Source organism: Priestia sp. YIM B13490, from assembly GCF_042787735.1.
GTDB lineage: Bacteria > Bacillota > Bacilli > Bacillales > Bacillaceae_H > Priestia > Priestia megaterium.
Genome location: NZ_JBHZOT010000008.1, coordinates 65,689 through 83,681, shown reverse-complemented (window position 1 = coordinate 83,681; position 17,993 = coordinate 65,689). Strand labels below are relative to the sequence as shown.

Sequence of the window (17,993 nt, the reverse complement as noted above, 5' to 3'; positions counted from 1 at the left end):
ACAGGCTAGGATTTTTAATTGATGTTTTATTCATGATACAATAAAGTCGTTAGAATATATACGTAAAGGAGATAAATTATGGAACAATTTGAGCGCAATATTGAAAAGTACGCCGAGCTGGCTGTAAAAGTCGGTGTAAACATTCAAAAAGGGCAAGTATTAAACATTAATGCCGATATTTCTTCCGCTGATTTTGTTCGTGAAATTGCGAAAAAAGCGTACGAAGCCGGAGCAAAGTCTGTGGATGTAGACTGGCATGACGATCATTTAGTTCGTTTGAAATATGAAAAAGCAGATGAATCTGTATTTAATGAATTTCCTGCTTGGAAAGCTCAAGCAAGAGAAGAGCTTGTGAAAAACGGAGGCGCTGTTTTATCTGTAATTTCAAGCGGTCCTGACTTACTAAAAGGAGTAGACGGCAAACGTATTGCTGCGTTCCAAAAAGTAAGCGGAAAAGCCATGAAAAAATTCCGTGAAGCGATCCAATCCGATAAAATCAGCTGGTCCATTGTAGCTGTTCCTTCAAAAGACTGGGCAGCAAAAGTATTTCCTGACGTTCCAGAAGAACAGCAGCAAGAAAAACTGTGGGAAGCTATTTTTAAATCCGTGCGCGTAGACCAAGAAGATCCAGTGGCGGCATGGGAAGAGCATAATGCTTCATTACATACAAAAGTAGACATTTTAAATGAAAAGAGATTTGCTAAGCTTCACTATAAAGCGCCAGGAACAGATTTAACAATTGAGCTTCCTGACAAACATATTTGGGTTGGCGCAGGCAGTGTTAATGAAGACGGCAACTCGTTTATGGCCAATATGCCAACAGAAGAAGTATTCACACTTCCAAAAAAAGACGGCGTAAACGGACAAGTAACAAGCACAAAACCGCTTAGCTACGCAGGAAACTTAATTGAAAACTTCACGCTAACATTTGAAAATGGAAAAATTGTTGATGTAAAAGCAGAAGAAGGCGAAGAAACGTTAAAGCACCTAATTGAAACAGATGAAGGTGCCAAATACTTAGGAGAAGTAGCCTTAGTACCGCATCAATCGCCAATTTCTCAGTCAAACATTATCTTCTACAACACACTGTTTGACGAAAATGCATCCAACCACTTAGCGATCGGAAGCTCGTATTCCTTCTGTTTAGAAGGCGGAAAAACGATGTCTAAAGAAGAGCTATCACAAAACGGAGCAAACGACAGCATCACCCACGTTGACTTCATGATTGGCTCAGCTGAAATGGACATCGACGGCATCAAAGCTGACGGTACAAGCGAGCCTGTGTTTAGAAAAGGGAACTGGGCGTTTTGAATTAAATAAATAACAATAATAAAAGCTTCTGCGCTACATCCGCAGAAGCTTTTATTATGATCACTAAATTTCTGTAAAACTGAAACTTCATATATCTTACACGCGATTACGTTTTAAAATAAAACGATAGCAAGTTATTTTTAAGTTTGTACATCAGTTGTAGAATCAGGAGTAAAGTTAACAACTTCTAAAACTATAGGAGAACCTGTTAAAACGCTAGATCCTGCAGGAACAGTAATAGCTAAAGAACCGACACCTGTAGCTCCTGGCGTATATGTGGAAAGGCCAGCCATTTGTAAAACGCCGTTGATATATACATTGTAATAGCTGTTATCCGTAGCTAAAGCTGGAAGTGCAGTAGCCGCGCCACCTGTATCACCAAAAAAGTCAGCGGCATCTATTGTTAAAGTGGCTGCACCTGTAGTTGTAGCAGTTGCTGTATAAAAGAAACGTGAGACGGTCGGACTGGCGGTTACAGTGGTAGTAGCGGCTATAGCGAGTTTCATAATTTGAAGAGGCATAAACGTGTTACCTCCTTTCATGTTCTATCCTTCAATATATGCATTTGTTCCTTCTAAGGAATAGGTTTAATGGCATAAATTTAATTCTGAAAGACTATAACTAAACTAAGTACATCTGTGAAGGAGAGTTTTTCTTGAAGAAAAACTCTTACGGCTGCAATCACTATACAACCTCTTGTTCAACACCTTTTATTAAGCTTCCCGTGTTGCCTCAGCAGGAATTTAGGTATATATTTCCGAAAAAAGTTCGCATCTTTGAATACTATACGGTAGCCGGAGGCAGCAAGCGCATTTTTACAGATCAAGATGCGTTAAAAGAATACGGCACTCAGCATATATTGGATCCTGAGAGCTACTCATACAGTAATCTATTCATAAACGGTGTGTTACAGCCTTCCTCCAATTACAGCGTCCAAAAAGGACTTCTTATCATTAACACAGAGGATATTCCTTTAGAAAAGTCACCCGTCATTTTACAAATGATTAAAGTCATTTAGCTTTCAGCCTTCAAATGCCATGAGCACATGTCCACACATAAAAAAACAAGGTGAACATTAGTCAGTTCCACCTTGCTGTGATTCTTCTTTTTTAACCGGAGCGTCACGCTTGAACATGTGATAGTAGGTAAACCCCAAGCATAGAGCGCCGGCGATTGAACAAAAATATTGCAAAAAACGGACGAAATCCATTGGAATGACCTCCCATTTTCAGTTTCGCTTCTAGTATGTACAGGGAAGTGAAATAATATGTGAAAAAGGGAGGTTTTCTCTTATAGTTCGTATGGTTCTTGAAGAGTAAGGTAAGGCTGCAGATCTTCAAGACCCAGACGCTTATTTAATTGTCTTTTCATTAAATCGTACTGGTAGATGAGGTGAAATTGATTTTTTTTCGGTGTTTCACAGCGAATGTATGTTTCTTGCCCGTTCTTGTCTGTGAAATGAATGGTTAATTCACCGAAATAGCGTTGAACAGGAGCTCCGTGAAGGCCTTTTTCATTTTTGACAACCTTTGAAAATTCTGCTCGTTGAATACGGTTAAATGGAATAATAGCTACTTGATTGATAACAAGACGCTGATCGTACATGTCAATTTTAGATATGGAAATTTGATTAATTCCTTCTGCAAATTTAACATGCCCGTTTACAGAAACAAGCGGTTTGCGATCCTCAGGATCAACAGCGCCTTGAGGCCGCTTAATGACGTAGAAGCTAGATACGCCAAGTGCTACGATACCAACCACAACAATAAGTGCAAACATCATTTTGCATTCCACCTCCTGAGTATAGATGTGTAATCTGAATTTAACAGCAAGCTGTTTCAGTTGCCATATTGCCTCAACAATGAGGGTAGAGAAAAGCAGTTCGGCAGTTCATTATAAGTATATACATACGTTCGACAATATGGTGTGATATTCCTTCTTATTATGACTTTTTTACGACAAAATGGACAAAACTCTTTTCGAAAATGAAGTGAATCAGTTACAATTTAAGGATAAGGTACCAAATTTCTTTTTTATCTCAAAAAAGTGCAGAAAAGCGTAAAAAATTCTAGGTACTTTCTCATATTTTTACTATTTTTATAGAATTTATTCCAATTTCTAATCCTTTATCGTGTATAATCTCTTGTGTGCAGCATGATATACATAAAGGTGTAAGGAGGCACAGTTCATTGTCTTTATCAGCAAAAAAGATATTATTATTAGTTTTAGTAGTTATATGTTTAGTGTTAGTTGTGATGCAATTCATAAATCGATCAGCAGAGCCGACTTCCGAACAGGCCCAAGAAACACTGAGTAAGCTCCCTGAACAAGAAACCGTTAAAGAAAAAGCAAAGGGCGACGAGGAAGCGCACAAATATCGAGTGTATTATATTACTATTGAAAAAATCGAAAATGGTACATACAGCGGAACAACAAAAGAAGGAACGGGCATTAAATTTTCCGATAAAAATTTAAATGAACCGATTCCAAGCAATTTGAAAAAAGGGGATATTGTTAAAGCATACTTTGATCTTGAATATAGCACCAAAGGTCTAGTCAAAGTAGAAAAGGTAGACGAGATGCCTGATGATGACGAGAGCTCAAGTTAATTGAGCTCTTTTTTTGTATTTTACGAATGTGGTAAAATATTGAATATATAGACGCGGTATAGGGGGAAGAAGATGATAGCAGCAATTATAGTAGGAGCGGTAATTCTTTTAGCTTTGATTATTAAAGGGATTGGAAAGCCAAGGGGATTTCGCTTGTATAAAGAGGAGCTTCCAGATGAGCTCGGAATACATGAAGGTAATGGTTTTGAAGATATTGTACATTCACTAGAAGATTCTTTACCGAAAGCCTATGTTCAACAGGTAAAACAGCGTATACAAAGGGGAAATACAAAAGACGATGAAGTAGAATGGACGTTTTTTGAGATGAAGCGCTACTTTTTATTAAATGCAGTCATCAAAGACGTACCGATGTTTAGTGCAAAAGTAGATGAAGTGTGGCACGAAATGATTATGTTTACAGTGGATTATAAGCGTTTTACAGAACACTTTTTCAGCCGTTTTTTGCATCACCAGCCAAATGTAGATACAACTCCATCCCCACAGCCGGATAAGCGAGCATTCTTCGATTGGATGTATGCTCATTTGTTTGACATAACGGGCAACAGCCGACTGCTTTGGGGAAAATTTTTTCAGCATCCGCTTGGTAAAAGTACGCTTCAAGATTTTCAAAGATTATCAGAAGATGAATTGCTAGATCGCTATTTTTTGAGAAACGGCAAATGGGAAGAACAGCAGAGAGCCCTGATTCAAACGTTAAAAGAAGAAATCGATGCTGCTCGAAAGAGAAAAAAAGCAGGCGGATCAACTTATTTTAAAAAAACGGCTAAAAAAGGAAATGTATCAAACGAACTTCTTCTTCAAGGCTTTGTTTTTTATTCTCTCTACAAAGCCACCAACTTTTCAAGCCATATGAATGAGCTGCTGCTATATAAAAAAACGATATATGCGGGAGATACAGCCTCTTACAGCGGCTATAGCTGTTCAAGTCCAGGGGAAGACAATCGCCACCATCACCAACACGATGGAGGGCATCACCATCATGACAGCGGCAGCAGCTGTTCGAGTTCAAACTGCAGCAGCTCTAGCTGTTCAAGCTCCAGCTGCGGGAGTGGGTGCAGCAGCAGCTGATAAAGTAAAAAAACTCGTATAAAACGAGTTTTTTTTACTTTAAATGCAACGACGACAAAATGGTTCACTGACAAGCAATGAAAAATTTGGTATAATCGTTACGTTTTTAAAAAAGGAGAGACAGTGAAAATGAATATTTTATGGGACTTTGATGGAACCATCTTTGATACCTATCCAACGATTGTAAAAGCATTCAAAGAATTACTAACAGATCAAACGATTTCAGAAGACGATATTTTAAAACAAATGAAGATATCTTCTGACGTAGCAATTAAGCACTTCGATATTGAAAAGTCTTTGTTTGATAAACACTTCCATGTGCTTGAACAGAAAATCAATCCTAAAGATAAGCCTGCTTTTCCTCACGTAGAAGACGTACTGAGCTTTGCGGATACAAATGTAATTGTTACGCATAAATCTAGACAGTCTACTCTTGATATTCTGGCATTTTTTAATATGGAGCACTATTTTACGGAGATTATTACAAAAGATGATGGCTACAAACGAAAGCCTGATAGCGGCGCTTATGCCTATCTTCACGATAAGTATCAGCTCGATTTAGTGATTGGAGACCGCGAGCTTGATTTAAAACCTGCCCGTGAACTGGGAATCAAAACATGTGCATTTCAAAATGACGACATTGAAGCAGATTATCACCTTACATCATACGATCAATTCTTTACAACAGTAGTAAATAAAAACTCGTGAAGCTATTCTTCACGAGTTTTTATTTGTTCAGGCTTATGTACTTCGGGAATTTCACCGAGCGTATAGTTCGCTACTTTTGTAATGTTACTATTAGCAAAAAAGTAAAACTCTCCGTCAACTCCGCGAATTTTTGTCGTGCGCAATCCAATTTCTTCAACAGTTCCTTTCGTATCATTTATGGATACGTGATCTCCTACTGAGAATTGATCTTCAAATAGAATAAAAAAACCGTTTAAAATATCTTTAATCAAATTTTGTGCACCTAAGCCTGTAATAAATCCTGCTACACTAATACCAGCTAAGAGTGCTTTCATATTAATTCCGATTGCTTCTAAAGATGTGATAAGTACAATAAAATACACGACGTACATGACAATACTCAGACAAAGCTTTTTCAGCGTTATTTCTTTACGTTCGTTGTACCTCAGCAGTTTAGTTTTAAATCTGAAATCAAAGATTTTATTAATTACACTGCGAGCAAACCTGATAACGATTTGAGCAATAATGAAAATCAAGATAATCTTTATAATTACTTCACTAATGTCAATCCACTTACCGGTATTAAATAAAGTTTGCTGTACCCACTGTATGTCTTTCATGACTAAGTCCCTTTCTTGCTTTATAAAATTTTCTCTACTGAATAGTATAATTTATTTTTAAAAATATACTACTAGAATTTATGAAGAGGCGTTTAAACTATTATTTTATTTTAATTTATTTGTAGTTGGTATATGAAATGAAAACTCCTTAATTTAGAAAAAGAAAAAATCCTCAAGTATAGATATCTTTAAAACATTTCTTTATACAAATATTAAATAAAACCTTATAGCAGAGATTAAGATAGATCTTATTAACAAACATTATATACAGATATTAAAGAAAGAAAAATCCTTTAAAAACCCAATGATATCAAGGGGTAGCGAGGAGAATGCTTTTCAATAAATAACTGTGTGGAAAAGAGCCCTTTTTTGTGAACAGCATCCTTTAGCTAAAGGATGTTTTTTATAACAACAGATATAGAAACTATTTTATTCACTATGTTTTTTCTTCTGCAATAGACGAATTTTAAAACTCATAGTATGAAGATTTCTGTTAAAAGTATGAATTATTTCCACTGTGGATAAAAATAGTCGTGTTAAAGAGTAAATAACCTGGAAATTATCGTTAATAAAAAAATAAAAGGGATGTTTTTATTAACAAAAAGGATGATATAACATTAATTGAATATGTTTTCTTTCTTTTGTGGATAAGTATGAAGGTGTTTTTTTAGCAATATTCCGTAGTTATACACAAGAAATATCATTTATTTGAACTCATTACGTTTATATAGATAGGATAATGGGATTGGATAGCTGCAAAAAGGGGTGTTTGTTTGCATTATTTGTATCAAAAAGAGAAGAGAAAGGAGAGAAAATGAAAAAAAGGCATGCCAAAGAAGCCCCTTATGAAGCTGTAAGTTCGGCAGGGACTTGATCTTGAAGATTTTTTGAAAGCTCTTTTCGAATGAGCGTACGGATTTTTCCACCGTAATTTTCAACGACTTGAGCATCATGGCTGAAGAAGGCCTGTTCAATCAGCGAATAAAGGGCAGACTTCACTCGTTCAATACCATATTCAAAAGAAAGCTGAACCAAATCAGCGATGTCTTCGTTTTGGAATGAAGACATAACAATTCCGGTAGAATCTGTGCTGTGTCCAGATAATTTTACAAAAGTCTCTTCAATAGTACGTCGAATCGCCGCATCGTATTGATCTTTCTTTTCTTGTTTTGACATCTTGCCATTTTTAGCTCCGTCTTTTAAAACAAAGAAAATAGTAGATCCTTGGACAACGGTTTTAAATGCGCTCGTCTGTGTTTCAGCTATTTTTTGCATCATACCTTTGTAGTGAGTATATTTCGGCGTGAAAATTTTATAATCATTAAAGCTAATTTTTGAAGTGTTTTCTCCAGGATTAAACTGACGCTTAATCGTATCGTTGTCATAAACCAATTCTTTGCGCAGCTCTAAGCGAAGGGCATTTACGTTTTCAATTAGAATAAGTTCTTCAAAGCGAGTATATTCTAATTCCATAAACCCAAAGCCGTGTTCTTCAAAATATTGAGGATAGGGAACAATACAAATATTGATTCCTTTGCCGCTGCGAGAATAGGAAATTAATTCTGTTTCTGCTAATACTATATTGTTGTTGCGAACTGTTCGAACGGTACAGTTCAAAGCGGCTGCAATCTCTTTTTCAGAAACATCACAAATAATACCTCTTTCATCAACGTGAAGGAAGTGATAAAAAATTAATTGTGAAATTTGAGATTTAGATAAACGGTGATGCTCTGCCACTGTTTTGATTGTGGGGTTCCCATGAGCGTCTAGGTCCATGTGATCTTCAATATCTTTATATTTTTCTACGGTGCTAGACAATTGGCGAATAATTTGTTTTCCAATTTTCGCAAATTCTTTTTTTATCATGAGAATCCCTCCAATCTATTTCATATCAACAATAATTTATTAGGGTAAAATAACAAAGAATACCTTGTGAAAATTATATCAATAAGAAACAGAATCGCAAACGAACGAGTAGTACGCTAAAAACGGCAAAAGGTTCAAAGAATGCTGTCATATCAAGGGGTGCAGCGTATAGGTTTTTTAGTACGACAAAAACGGCAAAAGCAAGCAAGCGCCGGCAGAACAGTGTTTGTTACGATCAGTAAAAATCAAAAAAAACTTTATGCGTTTTAGTACGTAAAAAACGGCAAAAGGCTCAGTATAGTACGCCAAAAATAGCAAAAGTGAAGAATAGTACGCTAAAAACAGCAAAAGTGATCTCGGTTCACCTAAAAAAAGGTAAAAAAATCACTTCTCTGATCGTTGTAAATAGCACAATGAATTTTGTTAGTACGTCAAAAATGGCAAAAGCTATTTTTAGTACGTGAAAAACGTCAAAAACGACGTAGTAGTACGACAAAAACAGCAAAAGTTTTCGTTTGGTACGTCAAAAATGGCAAAAGCTTTATAGGTGCTGCGAAAAAAATAAAAAATGGGGTTTGAAAAGGCAATAACAAAGGGAAAAGCAACGTTTAGTACGCAGAAAACGGCAAAAGTAGTGAAGGAGTACGTAAAAAACGGCAAAAGGTAGGATTGTTTTACGGGAAAAAGAGAATAATTAACAATTAATAAGTGATTATGAGTAAATAAAATGAATGTAGTACGTCAAAAATGGCAAAAGAATCAGAGTGGTACGTCAAAAACAGCAAAAGGTAGTAATTAGTACGCTAAAAACGGCAAAAGAAGCGAACAGGTACGTCAAAAACGGCAAAAGCTTCTGGTTAGTACGTTAAAAATGACAAAACTTCCAAACTATGAAATAAAAGTAGAGGGATATTTTGTATTTATAAGCTGAAAGTGGCAAAATATCAAATAAAAAAGGAAGGGAACAATTTACCCTTCCAATGTTTCTCTATGTTCTCCTCCAAAATAGTCTTGAATTTCATAATTTTGAAGAGGAATAAAAGAGATTTCAAATCCTTGAAGTTTTTGCTGATAACTTTGGATAAGTACTTGATTGCTAACAAACTCTGCTAGAGATTCATTAATTAATTTTAGATTGACATCAATTTTCTTTGAACGAAAACGAACTTTTGAAGCAAAATATTGATACGGGTAAAAATGGGTGTAAGACTTCTCTTGTAAATAACAATCTAATCGCTCTTTTTGAAATGCATACAGCAGCAAAGAAGACAGCGAGTTATCTTTAAACTTTTTAATAACGTCACTGTAAATTTGTACAAACTGCTGATTTAAAAAGCCTTGATGCGTATCGTCGCTAAATACGATGGTTGCATATCGTCTGCCCGTTACTTCATCGGTTTCAATAACAGCTTTTTGGAAGAAGTTTATCGCAAATTTTGTATCTCTGGAATTTTTCTTCTTCGCTACACCTTCTACGTGGTACCTGGCAATTTTCATAATGCGGGCTTCAACTGCTTCATAGTTTTTTACACCTTTTGAATTATAAATTTCTTTCACGATATCCGCTAAATCAAGAGTCACCGTTTTTTCTTTATAAAACATCTCGTCGCGCTGTGAAAGAGCAAACTGGATAATTTGGGAATCTTTTGGGTCTAAAACCATATTTCGTTTGGAAAGAACCGTTTGATTATCATTCACAGGGATAATGGTGCGAATGAAATATTCTTCATCAACTTTATAGTCATTATATAAAACGACTTCTTGGGAGTTTGTTTTAACTTCCATATTGGTTTTAAGAGAATGACTTTCGTTTGAGAAGATAGGGGCCTCTACCCACGAATTTAATCGTTTATCAATCCAGTTACTCAAATTTCCATTGTATTTTTCTAATATGATTTCAGCAATTAAAAAAGTAAAGTCCGTGTGAAATGCTTTCTCTATTTGATAATTCATTTTTGAATCTAAATAAGGAAAATCGGTAATGTTTGTTTTTTTACTTTTAGCCCATGCCTCTACTTCTTTTAACTTTATCTTTAAAATATCTTCAGGTTTTTCCACGCCAAACAGTTTTTTTAAGTGTTCGGTATCCACTTTTTTATCCATCACTTTTTTGGCCAATTCAATGTCTTCAAAAATAGGATTAGGCTTTTCTGCTTTAATATCTTTTTTTAAGGTTTGCAGCCAGTTTTTCTTATTCGATTGTCTTCTTTTGTAGGCCGGGTTTCGTATTTCCTTAGGATTTATTAATTTATTCTCTAAAACAAACGTATCTTGCAATATATTTAAAATGTAGTCTTCTATAAAATCTTTTTCATTCGAAAAAAACGAATGAGAATCATATAAAAAGTCTATGCACTTTGCTTTGATATTGTCATCGATCGCATCGCTGATTTGTTTAATAAGGTAAGGAGAAAAATTGGATGGTTCGTTCATGTTGACCTCCTCTGTATGTATTTAATCTGTAACAGTCTTATTATATCTTTTTTGAACGATACTCTAAAGGCTAAAAGGAAAATTCGTTTTTGTGAATGCTGTTTTATATCGAATTAGCCTAGCCGGCTATTAGTATAAAATATAAAATTCTTTCTTTATAGAGCTTGTACAATATCAGTATATACTTTAAATGTAAGGAGAGTATTATAGTAGTTTTATAAAAGAAAAAAGCAAAGTACATTCATTGAGTTTAAAAATGGAAAAGTTTATACTTGCCAAGTACACTCTTTTTACAAATAGGGGGAATAAATATGTTGTTAAAACCTAAAGCAATTTTTTTAGATATGGACGGTACGATATTAAATCGCTCTAACAAAGTAAGTATTCAAACAAAAGAAATCATTGACGAATTACGAAAACAGGGAATTTTTGTTTTTATTGCTACGGGAAGAGCATTTGATGAAATAGAAGAGTTAGTTCCTGAAGGCTTTCAAGTAGATGGATTTATCACATCAAATGGTATGGCGGGCTATGTAGGAAAAGAATCAGTCTTTCAGCACTCGCTTTCGCTTCAATTGGTGGAAACTATTATTGAAAAAGCAAGAGCGAATAAGGTGTACTACGAGCTTTTCCCGTACGGCACACCTCGCGTGACGTTAAAACAAGATCAATCCTATGTAGAAAATGAAATTAGAGATCCAAAGCCAGACAGTGTGGAAATTAACGAGTGGCTTTCTCGTAAACAAGCGATTAAAGAAGAAATTGACTGGAAAGATTCTGTAGAGGGAAGTGAATTTTCAAAGTTCTATTTCTTTGCAAGAACGCACGAGCATATCGATAAATGGAAAGAGGAACTTGAAGAACTTAAAAAAGAAATCGACTTTACAACTTCTACTTCATCTAAACACAATGTTGAAGTGATGGTGGCAAACGTAAATAAAGCAACGGGAATTCAGCAAATGCTAAAACATTTTAATTTGCCCGAGCAAGACATTCTAGCAATTGGCGACAGCAACAATGATTTACCAATGTTTCAGTTTGCCAGCTATGCCGTAGCGATGAAAAATGCGCCGGATCATATTAAAGAAATTGTCGATGACGTAACGGAATTTAACTGTGACGAAAACGGCGTATCTCATTATCTTTCTAAATTTTTATTACAAAAATCTACTAGAAGTAATCCCGTTTTATAAAAATTAATCTATTTCATGACAATGCATTATAACCAACTATTCAAAACATCGTCTTTTAGGCGGTGTTTTTAGTATACATAAGGTGGAAAGTAAACCGTTCATTATTTTTAGTTATAGCACTCTTAGCTAAAAAGAATAGATAAGAATAAATCTTCTATAATTTAAAAATCATGCTATAAACAACATAACTATATAACTATCCTCGTACCTATCGCTGCAAAACGCCTCTCAGCCCTGATGAGTGCCACCATGCCAAAGCAAAAAATATTTTAACATCTAAACTTTTTCTTTCTTCAAACTTTTTATAAAATGCGGAGAAAAGGGATTGTATCTCCGTATATTTAATGCTAATATAACATTTAATGAAAATAGTATAACATATTTAGTTTTATTTTATAATTAGTATGACATAAATCCTGGATTCGCTCGTTTTTTTAAGTGTTTATAATCACAGTATCCAGGATATTAGCCCATTCATTACCCATAAAATATGTATCTTGCAAGCTGCTAAATGATAGTTGAACAAAAAATACTAGCGTTATTAAACTATTAAAATCAAAGAATAGGAAGATTTAATGTGAATAAAAGAAAAATTGTCTATATAGTTTCCGACTCAGTAGGTGAAACGGCTGAGCTGATGGTAAAAGCAGTTTTAACTCAATTTAGTGAAGAAGATATTGAAATTCAAAATACTTCTTACGTAGAAGATGAGGGAAATATTGATAATATCATTGCTGAAGCAAGGTGTAATAAGGCCATCATTGCGTATACTATCGTCATCCCACCTTTAAAACAGTATCTTGACCAAAAGGCACATGAAGAAGGAATTGTAGCCATTGATTTAATGACCCCTCTTATGAGTGCCTTTAGCCAAACCTTTAATAAGGAACCTAATCTTCAACCGAGATTAACGAGAAAATTAGACGATAACTATTTTCGAAGAGTAGAAGCAGTTGAATTCGCTGTTAAATATGATGATGGACAAGACTTCAGAGGTATCAAGCGAGCTGATCTAGTGTTGATTGGTGTTTCGAGAACATCTAAGACGCCACTTTCTATGTATTTAGCTCATAAAAGTCTTAAAGTAGCGAATATACCTTTAGTTCCAGAAGTGACGCCTCCTGATGAACTTTTTACTATTCCGAAAAATAAATGTATTGGTTTAGTTATTACACCGGATAAGCTCAATGAAATCCGAAAAGAACGATTAAAAAATTTAGGTTTAGCGTCTCAAGCCAATTATGCCAATGTAGATCGAATCCTTGAAGAGCTGGACTATGCTGAGAAAATTATGAAGCGCATTGGCTGTCCTATTGTTAATGTCTCAGGTAAAGCAGTTGAAGAAACCGCTGAAGTGATATTGAGCATGTTAAAAAAGGACAAGACGAAAGGGTATGTATAAAAACACCCATTATGTAAGACAGATAACTTGTCAGACATACTTAATCTGTAGAGAGTCAGGTAGAACAGGCGTGTTGCTAAAAGGTGCTTTTTTAAAATATAAAAGATAAGGAAGATTGTGATGAGCAATGTATATAAAAAAACAGACGTTATCTTAATTGGGGCCGGAGTGATGAGCGCAACGTTGGGATCTTTACTAAAAGAGTTAGCGCCGGAATGGGAAATCAAAGTATTTGAGAAACTCGCAGATGCAGGAGAAGAAAGCTCGAATGAATGGAATAACGCAGGGACTGGCCATGCTGCACTGTGCGAGTTGAACTATACATCTGAACAAGCTGACGGATCTATAGATATTACGAAAGCAGTGCAGATTAATGAACAGTTTCAGCTTTCAAGACAGTTTTGGTCGTATCTTGTAAGCAGTAATTTAATTCATCATCCGCAAGAGTTTATTATGCCAATCCCTCATATGAGTTTCGTACAAGGAGAAAAGAACGTATCCTTTTTGAAAAAACGTTTTGAAGCGCTATCAAATAATCCATTGTTTCAAGGGATGGAATATTCAGATCGTCCTGAAAAGCTAAAAGAATGGATGCCGCTTGTTATGAAAGGCCGTACATCGACTGAAGCAATTGCGGCAACCAAAATCGACTCAGGGACGGACGTGAACTTTGGAGCTTTAACTCGTATGTTGTTCACACATTTAAAAAGTAAAAGGGTAGAAATAAACTATAACCACAGCGTTGAAAATCTGACACGTACCGCAGACGGCTCGTGGAAAGTAAAAGTACATGATATTCATACCGGCAAACAGGAATATCACACGGCGAACTTTGTTTTTATCGGAGGAGGAGGCGGAAGTCTGTCTTTACTCCAAAAAACGGGTATTCCTGAGTCCAAACATATTGGAGGGTTCCCGGTAAGCGGATTATTTATGGTATGCAATAACCCCGAAGTTGTAGCGCAGCATCACGGGAAAGTGTACGGAAAAGCAAAGGTTGGTGCTCCGCCGATGTCGGTTCCGCACCTTGATACACGCTATATCGACCGCAAAAAAACACTGCTGTTTGGACCTTTTGCCGGATTTTCACCAAAGTTCTTAAAAACGGGTTCAAATTTGGATTTAATCAATTCTGTAAAACCGAATAATATCTTAACGATGTTAGCAGCAGGCGTCAAAGAGATGGGCTTAACGAAATACTTGATTCAGCAGGTGCTGTTGTCCAATGAAAAGCGTATGGAAGAACTTCGTGAGTTTATTCCAAACGCAAAAAGCGAAGACTGGGATATCGTCGTAGCGGGTCAGCGTGTACAAGTAATCAAAGATACGGAAGCCGGAGGTAAAGGAACTCTTCAATTCGGTACCGAAGTTGTGAGTTCAGCTGATGGTTCCGTTGCTGCATTGCTCGGGGCTTCGCCAGGTGCTTCGACTGCCGTTCATGTCATGCTTGAAGTGCTGGAAAAGTGTTTCCCGCAGCATATGAAGAAGTGGGAATCAAAAATAAAAGAAATGATTCCTTCTTACGGCTTGTCACTGGTAGAAAATCCAGCGCTTTTTAACGAAATTCATGCTTCTACAGCACAAACGCTTGATTTAAGTAAAAAAGAACTTGTGTACCGATGATTTTAGGCAGCCTTTGATACGTATACTCTATATTAAAAGAGTTTTTTAGATAGTTAAAGCATTTAAACGACATGTGAAATCTATAAGAAAAAATGAGGGAAGTTCGTTATATAACGGGCTTCTTTTTATTTATTTCCTTTACTAGCAGAATTTACTTCGTATTCATGATATAATTCTTATTAGTAAGCGTTTACATATAATGGAGTGGAAAATTGGAAAATAGCTATTTCGAGGAGCCGATAAAAGATGATTCTAACTAATACATCTTTACTAACGAAAGAACAAACGATTTTTAACCATACAGGGAATAAAATTAAATTAGAAGACAGAGAGATTGATATTGTTGCTCGATTTGAAGAGCCCCTTGTTCTAGTTTTAGGAAATGTCCTAAGTAACGAAGAATGTGACGAACTTATACAGCTATCCAAAGATAAAATGCAGCGATCAAAAATTGGTGCTGCACGTGAAGTAAACAGTATTCGAACGAGCAGCGGCATGTTTTTTGAAGAAAGCGAAAACGAGCTTGTACATCAAATCGAAAGACGACTTTCTAAAATCATGGGACCATCTATTGAATATGCTGAAGGTCTTCAAGTTTTAAAATACTTGCCTGACCAAGAATACAAAGCACATCACGATTATTTCACTTCTGCAAGTAAAGCATCTAAAAACAACCGTATTAGTACATTGGTTATGTACTTAAACGATGTCGAAGAAGGAGGAGAAACTTATTTTCCTAAGCTGGGTCTTTCCGTATCTCCGACAAAAGGAATGGCCGTGTACTTTGAATATTTTTATAGTGACGCTGAACTTAATGACCGTACTCTCCACGGGGGAGCTCCTGTTATAAAAGGAGAAAAGTGGGTCGCTACCCAGTGGATGCGCAAACAAAAAATTCGATCGTAAAAACAAAGGTTTGAAGAGCCCTATTAGCTATTGTTAATGAGGGCTCTTATTTATGTTACAAAAAAATAGTAATCATGTTAGCCAGTTATTATATTGAAATATTCACACTTATTCTATTTGTGCGGCTATTCCTTATTCTTATAAGGTGGTAGACGATAAATGTATTTGTAGTGTAAAATATCCTCATGATTAAAAATCTGGATACACTAAAACGAAAAATGTGTTCATGAGATAAAAATAAAATAGATGCTATTTAAAAGAATAACTTTAAAACAGGTAACCAATTTTTATAACAGTTGCACGAAAAAACTCGTGAAAGGTATTTTCACGAGTTTTTGTTTTTAGGTGATTTACACTATTTATAAAATCATTTTACTTTTATATAGTAGATAGGGAACGTGTTAAAGGAGGGCCCGGGTTTTGAAAGAAATAAAAGCAATTATTTGCACGATGCTTGCGATGTTTATGCTGCTTCTTACTGGATGCAGCGATGAGCAGGCAAGTCATTCAAGCACATCTTCTGCCGATACAAAACAAGCAGTTCAAGTAGAAGATTCATCAGATCAAGAAGAAGATCATAGTCCTTCTAAAGCAAATCGTGAAGATGTAGTAGGTGAGGCGGCTACGGTAGAAAGAGTAGTGGACGGTGATACGCTTAAAGTGAAAATGCTGAACGGAAAGAGAGATCGCGTGCGATTACTTCTTGTTGATACCCCCGAAACAAAGCATCCCAAACTAGGCGTACAGCCCTTTGGTCCAGAAGCATCTGCTTACACAAAAAAAAGGCTAGAAGGACAGGAAATCACCCTTGAATTTGATGTGCAAGAGCGTGATCAATATGGCCGGTTACTTGCGTATGTATGGATAGACAATGAGCTGTATAATGAAGAGCTGCTAGCAAAAGGGCTAGCCCGCGTAGCAGTATTTCCTCCTAACACAAAGTACGTAGATGAATTTAAGAAAATCCAGGAGCAGGCTCGAAAAAGCGAAAAAGGAATCTGGAGCATTGAAAACTATGCTCAGGAAAAAGGGTATAATACGGATGCTGTAAAAAATCAGTCCTCTTCTAATCAAAAAGATACTCAAACTGCCGAAAGCTGCGAAGGTAAAATAAAAGGAAATCAAAACTCTAAAATTTATCACGTGCCAACTGGGGCGCACTACAATCAAACCATGAACAACGTCATTTGGTTTTGTACCGAAAAAGATGCGCAAGAAGCAGGATACACAAAAGCAAAAAACTAATAAAGGAATTCAGTAACTGCTGAATTTCTTTTTTTTTGAGTTAAGTAAGTATTTGTATAGGAGTGGCTAAATACCATCCAACAAAGAGCGACCAATCCGTATAAGAAGACGCAGTGGCCATATGAGCAGCTGAGGCACTTGTAAAAGAATTTCTGCTAAAACTTCCCATCCACTTACCGTAGTATCTTTCTGCTGACGGCGTTTTTTCATAGTCATCATCCACTCATTTGAAAATATACATTAATTATACAATGAAAGGAAGATTAGGAGTTGATTTTTTCTTTCTTTTCTTTTTCGTGTTAAAGTAGATAGGTAAGAAGGTTTGCTACAAATAACGCAAGCGAAGAGAATAAAGGGAGTTTGAAAATCGTGAAAATAAGGAAAGCAAGAAAAGAAGATGCTTCTGCTGTAACGGAATTACTTTATGACATGCTTGGCAGTATTGCGCGCTCTCACACAGCGGCTACAACGAACGAAGAAGCGCTTTTAAGACTTAAAGCGTTTATTCTGTCTGAGAAGAATCGCTATAGCTATCATCATATTACAGTCGCAGAAGTCGAGGAGAAGGTAGTTGGACTTATGCTTTGCTACGAAGGAAGTATGTTACAAACGCTTTATGAACCAGTTAAGCGTTTTGTACGTGCTAAACTTAATAATCCAGCGTGGGAAATTGATATAGAAACTGAACATGGAGATTATTATATTGACTCTCTATGTGTAGATGAAGCTTATCGTGGAAAAGGGATAGGAACGGCTCTTTTAAATGTAGCCAAGCAAGAAGCCAAAAAGCGTAAGATGTTTTTATCGTTAAACGTTGAATATAATAACGTAGAAGCCAAAAAATTGTATCAGCGTATAGGCTTTCAAGAGCATAAAACCATTTTTATTGATAAAAAACCATTTTTTTATATGAAGACTGCCTGAGCATCTTTACGGTAGTATTTTTTGTGATAAAATGGATATATAAGTAAAATAATAAGAACCAACAGCTCAGCACTTTTGCTGAGCT

At 35.9% G+C, this 17,993-nt stretch carries 18 protein-coding genes; 11 read left to right on the top strand and 7 right to left on the bottom strand.

Annotated elements, in window-relative coordinates; genetic code table 11:
* The first annotated feature begins 78 nt into the window (after positions 1-78).
* On the top strand, positions 79-1,311 hold the full coding sequence (locus ACFX4R_RS21685; protein WP_025751295.1) for an aminopeptidase: 1,233 nt from the start codon (positions 79-81) through the stop codon (positions 1,309-1,311).
* A gap of 140 nt (positions 1,312-1,451) precedes the next feature.
* Here the strand turns inward: ACFX4R_RS21685 and ACFX4R_RS21680 are convergent, their stop codons facing one another.
* Positions 1,452-1,832 (bottom strand): DUF4183 domain-containing protein, encoded by a 381-nt coding sequence (locus ACFX4R_RS21680; RefSeq protein ID WP_162215268.1) that lies wholly within the window; start codon positions 1,830-1,832, stop codon positions 1,452-1,454.
* A gap of 134 nt (positions 1,833-1,966) precedes the next feature.
* Between ACFX4R_RS21680 and ACFX4R_RS21675 the strand changes: the two genes are divergently transcribed.
* On the top strand, positions 1,967-2,329 hold the full coding sequence (locus ACFX4R_RS21675) for a DUF4183 domain-containing protein (RefSeq protein WP_377570327.1): 363 nt from the start codon (positions 1,967-1,969) through the stop codon (positions 2,327-2,329).
* 57 nt (positions 2,330-2,386) lie between these two features.
* Here ACFX4R_RS21675 and ACFX4R_RS21670 read toward each other — a convergent pair whose 3' ends face one another.
* Both ACFX4R_RS21670 and ACFX4R_RS21665 read right to left on the bottom strand, forming a co-directional pair.
* Positions 2,387-2,521, bottom strand: a complete 135-nt coding sequence (locus ACFX4R_RS21670) for a hypothetical protein (protein WP_013083673.1) — start codon at positions 2,519-2,521, stop codon at positions 2,387-2,389.
* 80 nt (positions 2,522-2,601) lie between these two features.
* Positions 2,602-3,093 (bottom strand): hypothetical protein, encoded by a 492-nt coding sequence (locus ACFX4R_RS21665; RefSeq protein ID WP_377570324.1) that lies wholly within the window; start codon positions 3,091-3,093, stop codon positions 2,602-2,604.
* Positions 3,094-3,500: 407 nt separating this feature from the next.
* Here ACFX4R_RS21665 and ACFX4R_RS21660 point away from each other — a divergent pair, with 407 nt between their 5' ends.
* From ACFX4R_RS21660 to ACFX4R_RS21650, 3 genes are all read left to right on the top strand, one after another.
* A complete protein-coding gene (locus ACFX4R_RS21660; protein WP_013057548.1) occupies positions 3,501-3,920 on the top strand; it encodes a hypothetical protein in 420 nt (139 codons plus the stop codon).
* A 72-nt stretch (positions 3,921-3,992) separates the two neighbouring features.
* Entirely contained in the window at positions 3,993-5,009 is a 1,017-nt protein-coding gene (locus tag ACFX4R_RS21655) for a glycine-rich domain-containing protein (protein WP_377570322.1), read from the top strand.
* Positions 5,010-5,138: 129 nt separating this feature from the next.
* Positions 5,139-5,717, top strand: coding sequence for an HAD-IA family hydrolase (locus tag ACFX4R_RS21650; RefSeq protein ID WP_028409020.1), 579 nt, complete (start codon positions 5,139-5,141; stop codon positions 5,715-5,717).
* Between the two features lie 2 nt (positions 5,718-5,719).
* On the opposite strand, the gene ACFX4R_RS21645 is transcribed toward ACFX4R_RS21650, so the two are convergent.
* The 3 genes from ACFX4R_RS21645 to ACFX4R_RS21635 form a co-directional block, all read right to left on the bottom strand.
* Entirely contained in the window at positions 5,720-6,316 is a 597-nt protein-coding gene (locus ACFX4R_RS21645) for a mechanosensitive ion channel family protein (RefSeq protein ID WP_025751311.1), read from the bottom strand.
* 843 nt (positions 6,317-7,159) lie between these two features.
* Positions 7,160-8,182 (bottom strand): hypothetical protein, encoded by a 1,023-nt coding sequence (locus ACFX4R_RS21640; protein WP_043981581.1) that lies wholly within the window; start codon positions 8,180-8,182, stop codon positions 7,160-7,162.
* Positions 8,183-9,151: 969 nt separating this feature from the next.
* Complete coding sequence (locus tag ACFX4R_RS21635; RefSeq protein ID WP_013083667.1) at positions 9,152-10,615, bottom strand: hypothetical protein; 1,464 nt, start codon at positions 10,613-10,615, stop codon at positions 9,152-9,154.
* Between the two features lie 311 nt (positions 10,616-10,926).
* Between ACFX4R_RS21635 and ACFX4R_RS21630 the strand changes: the two genes are divergently transcribed.
* The 5 genes from ACFX4R_RS21630 (at position 10,927) to ACFX4R_RS21610 (ending at position 16,984) form a co-directional block, all read left to right on the top strand.
* A complete protein-coding gene (locus ACFX4R_RS21630; protein WP_237074464.1) occupies positions 10,927-11,808 on the top strand; it encodes an HAD family hydrolase in 882 nt (293 codons plus the stop codon).
* 577 nt (positions 11,809-12,385) lie between these two features.
* Positions 12,386-13,210, top strand: a complete 825-nt coding sequence (locus tag ACFX4R_RS21625) for a pyruvate, water dikinase regulatory protein (RefSeq protein ID WP_162214470.1) — start codon at positions 12,386-12,388, stop codon at positions 13,208-13,210.
* A gap of 120 nt (positions 13,211-13,330) precedes the next feature.
* Positions 13,331-14,833, top strand: coding sequence for a malate:quinone oxidoreductase (locus ACFX4R_RS21620; RefSeq protein ID WP_162214469.1), 1,503 nt, complete (start codon positions 13,331-13,333; stop codon positions 14,831-14,833).
* A 246-nt stretch (positions 14,834-15,079) separates the two neighbouring features.
* Positions 15,080-15,739 (top strand): 2OG-Fe(II) oxygenase, encoded by a 660-nt coding sequence (locus tag ACFX4R_RS21615; RefSeq protein WP_013057538.1) that lies wholly within the window; start codon positions 15,080-15,082, stop codon positions 15,737-15,739.
* A gap of 420 nt (positions 15,740-16,159) precedes the next feature.
* Entirely contained in the window at positions 16,160-16,984 is an 825-nt protein-coding gene (locus ACFX4R_RS21610) for a thermonuclease family protein (protein ID WP_377570318.1), read from the top strand.
* 66 nt (positions 16,985-17,050) lie between these two features.
* On the opposite strand, the gene ACFX4R_RS21605 is transcribed toward ACFX4R_RS21610, so the two are convergent.
* The gene (locus ACFX4R_RS21605; RefSeq protein ID WP_153254062.1) at positions 17,051-17,194 is read right to left on the bottom strand and encodes a hypothetical protein; all 144 of its coding nucleotides are present in this window, start codon (positions 17,192-17,194) and stop codon (positions 17,051-17,053) included.
* A gap of 159 nt (positions 17,195-17,353) precedes the next feature.
* Here ACFX4R_RS21605 and ACFX4R_RS21600 point away from each other — a divergent pair, with 159 nt between their 5' ends.
* Positions 17,354-17,908: a GNAT family N-acetyltransferase gene (locus ACFX4R_RS21600; RefSeq protein ID WP_043981586.1), complete on the top strand. Its 555-nt coding sequence runs from the start codon at positions 17,354-17,356 to the stop codon at positions 17,906-17,908.
* Positions 17,909-17,993: the final 85 nt, after the last annotated feature.

Coding starts and splice junctions, on each gene's coding strand:
- ACFX4R_RS21620 (WP_162214469.1), top strand. CDS start 13,331: ATGAGCAATGTATATAAAAAAACAGACGTTATCTTAATTGGGGCCGGA.
- ACFX4R_RS21655 (WP_377570322.1), top strand. CDS start 3,993: ATGATAGCAGCAATTATAGTAGGAGCGGTAATTCTTTTAGCTTTGATT.
- ACFX4R_RS21680 (WP_162215268.1), bottom strand. CDS start 1,832: ATGCCTCTTCAAATTATGAAACTCGCTATAGCCGCTACTACCACTGTA.
- ACFX4R_RS21650 (WP_028409020.1), top strand. CDS start 5,139: ATGAATATTTTATGGGACTTTGATGGAACCATCTTTGATACCTATCCA.
- ACFX4R_RS21635 (WP_013083667.1), bottom strand. CDS start 10,615: ATGAACGAACCATCCAATTTTTCTCCTTACCTTATTAAACAAATCAGC.
- ACFX4R_RS21670 (WP_013083673.1), bottom strand. CDS start 2,521: ATGGATTTCGTCCGTTTTTTGCAATATTTTTGTTCAATCGCCGGCGCT.
- ACFX4R_RS21640 (WP_043981581.1), bottom strand. CDS start 8,182: ATGATAAAAAAAGAATTTGCGAAAATTGGAAAACAAATTATTCGCCAA.
- ACFX4R_RS21665 (WP_377570324.1), bottom strand. CDS start 3,093: ATGATGTTTGCACTTATTGTTGTGGTTGGTATCGTAGCACTTGGCGTA.
- ACFX4R_RS21605 (WP_153254062.1), bottom strand. CDS start 17,194: ATGAAAAAACGCCGTCAGCAGAAAGATACTACGGTAAGTGGATGGGAA.
- ACFX4R_RS21630 (WP_237074464.1), top strand. CDS start 10,927: ATGTTGTTAAAACCTAAAGCAATTTTTTTAGATATGGACGGTACGATA.
- ACFX4R_RS21615 (WP_013057538.1), top strand. CDS start 15,080: ATGATTCTAACTAATACATCTTTACTAACGAAAGAACAAACGATTTTT.
- ACFX4R_RS21685 (WP_025751295.1), top strand. CDS start 79: ATGGAACAATTTGAGCGCAATATTGAAAAGTACGCCGAGCTGGCTGTA.
- ACFX4R_RS21645 (WP_025751311.1), bottom strand. CDS start 6,316: ATGAAAGACATACAGTGGGTACAGCAAACTTTATTTAATACCGGTAAG.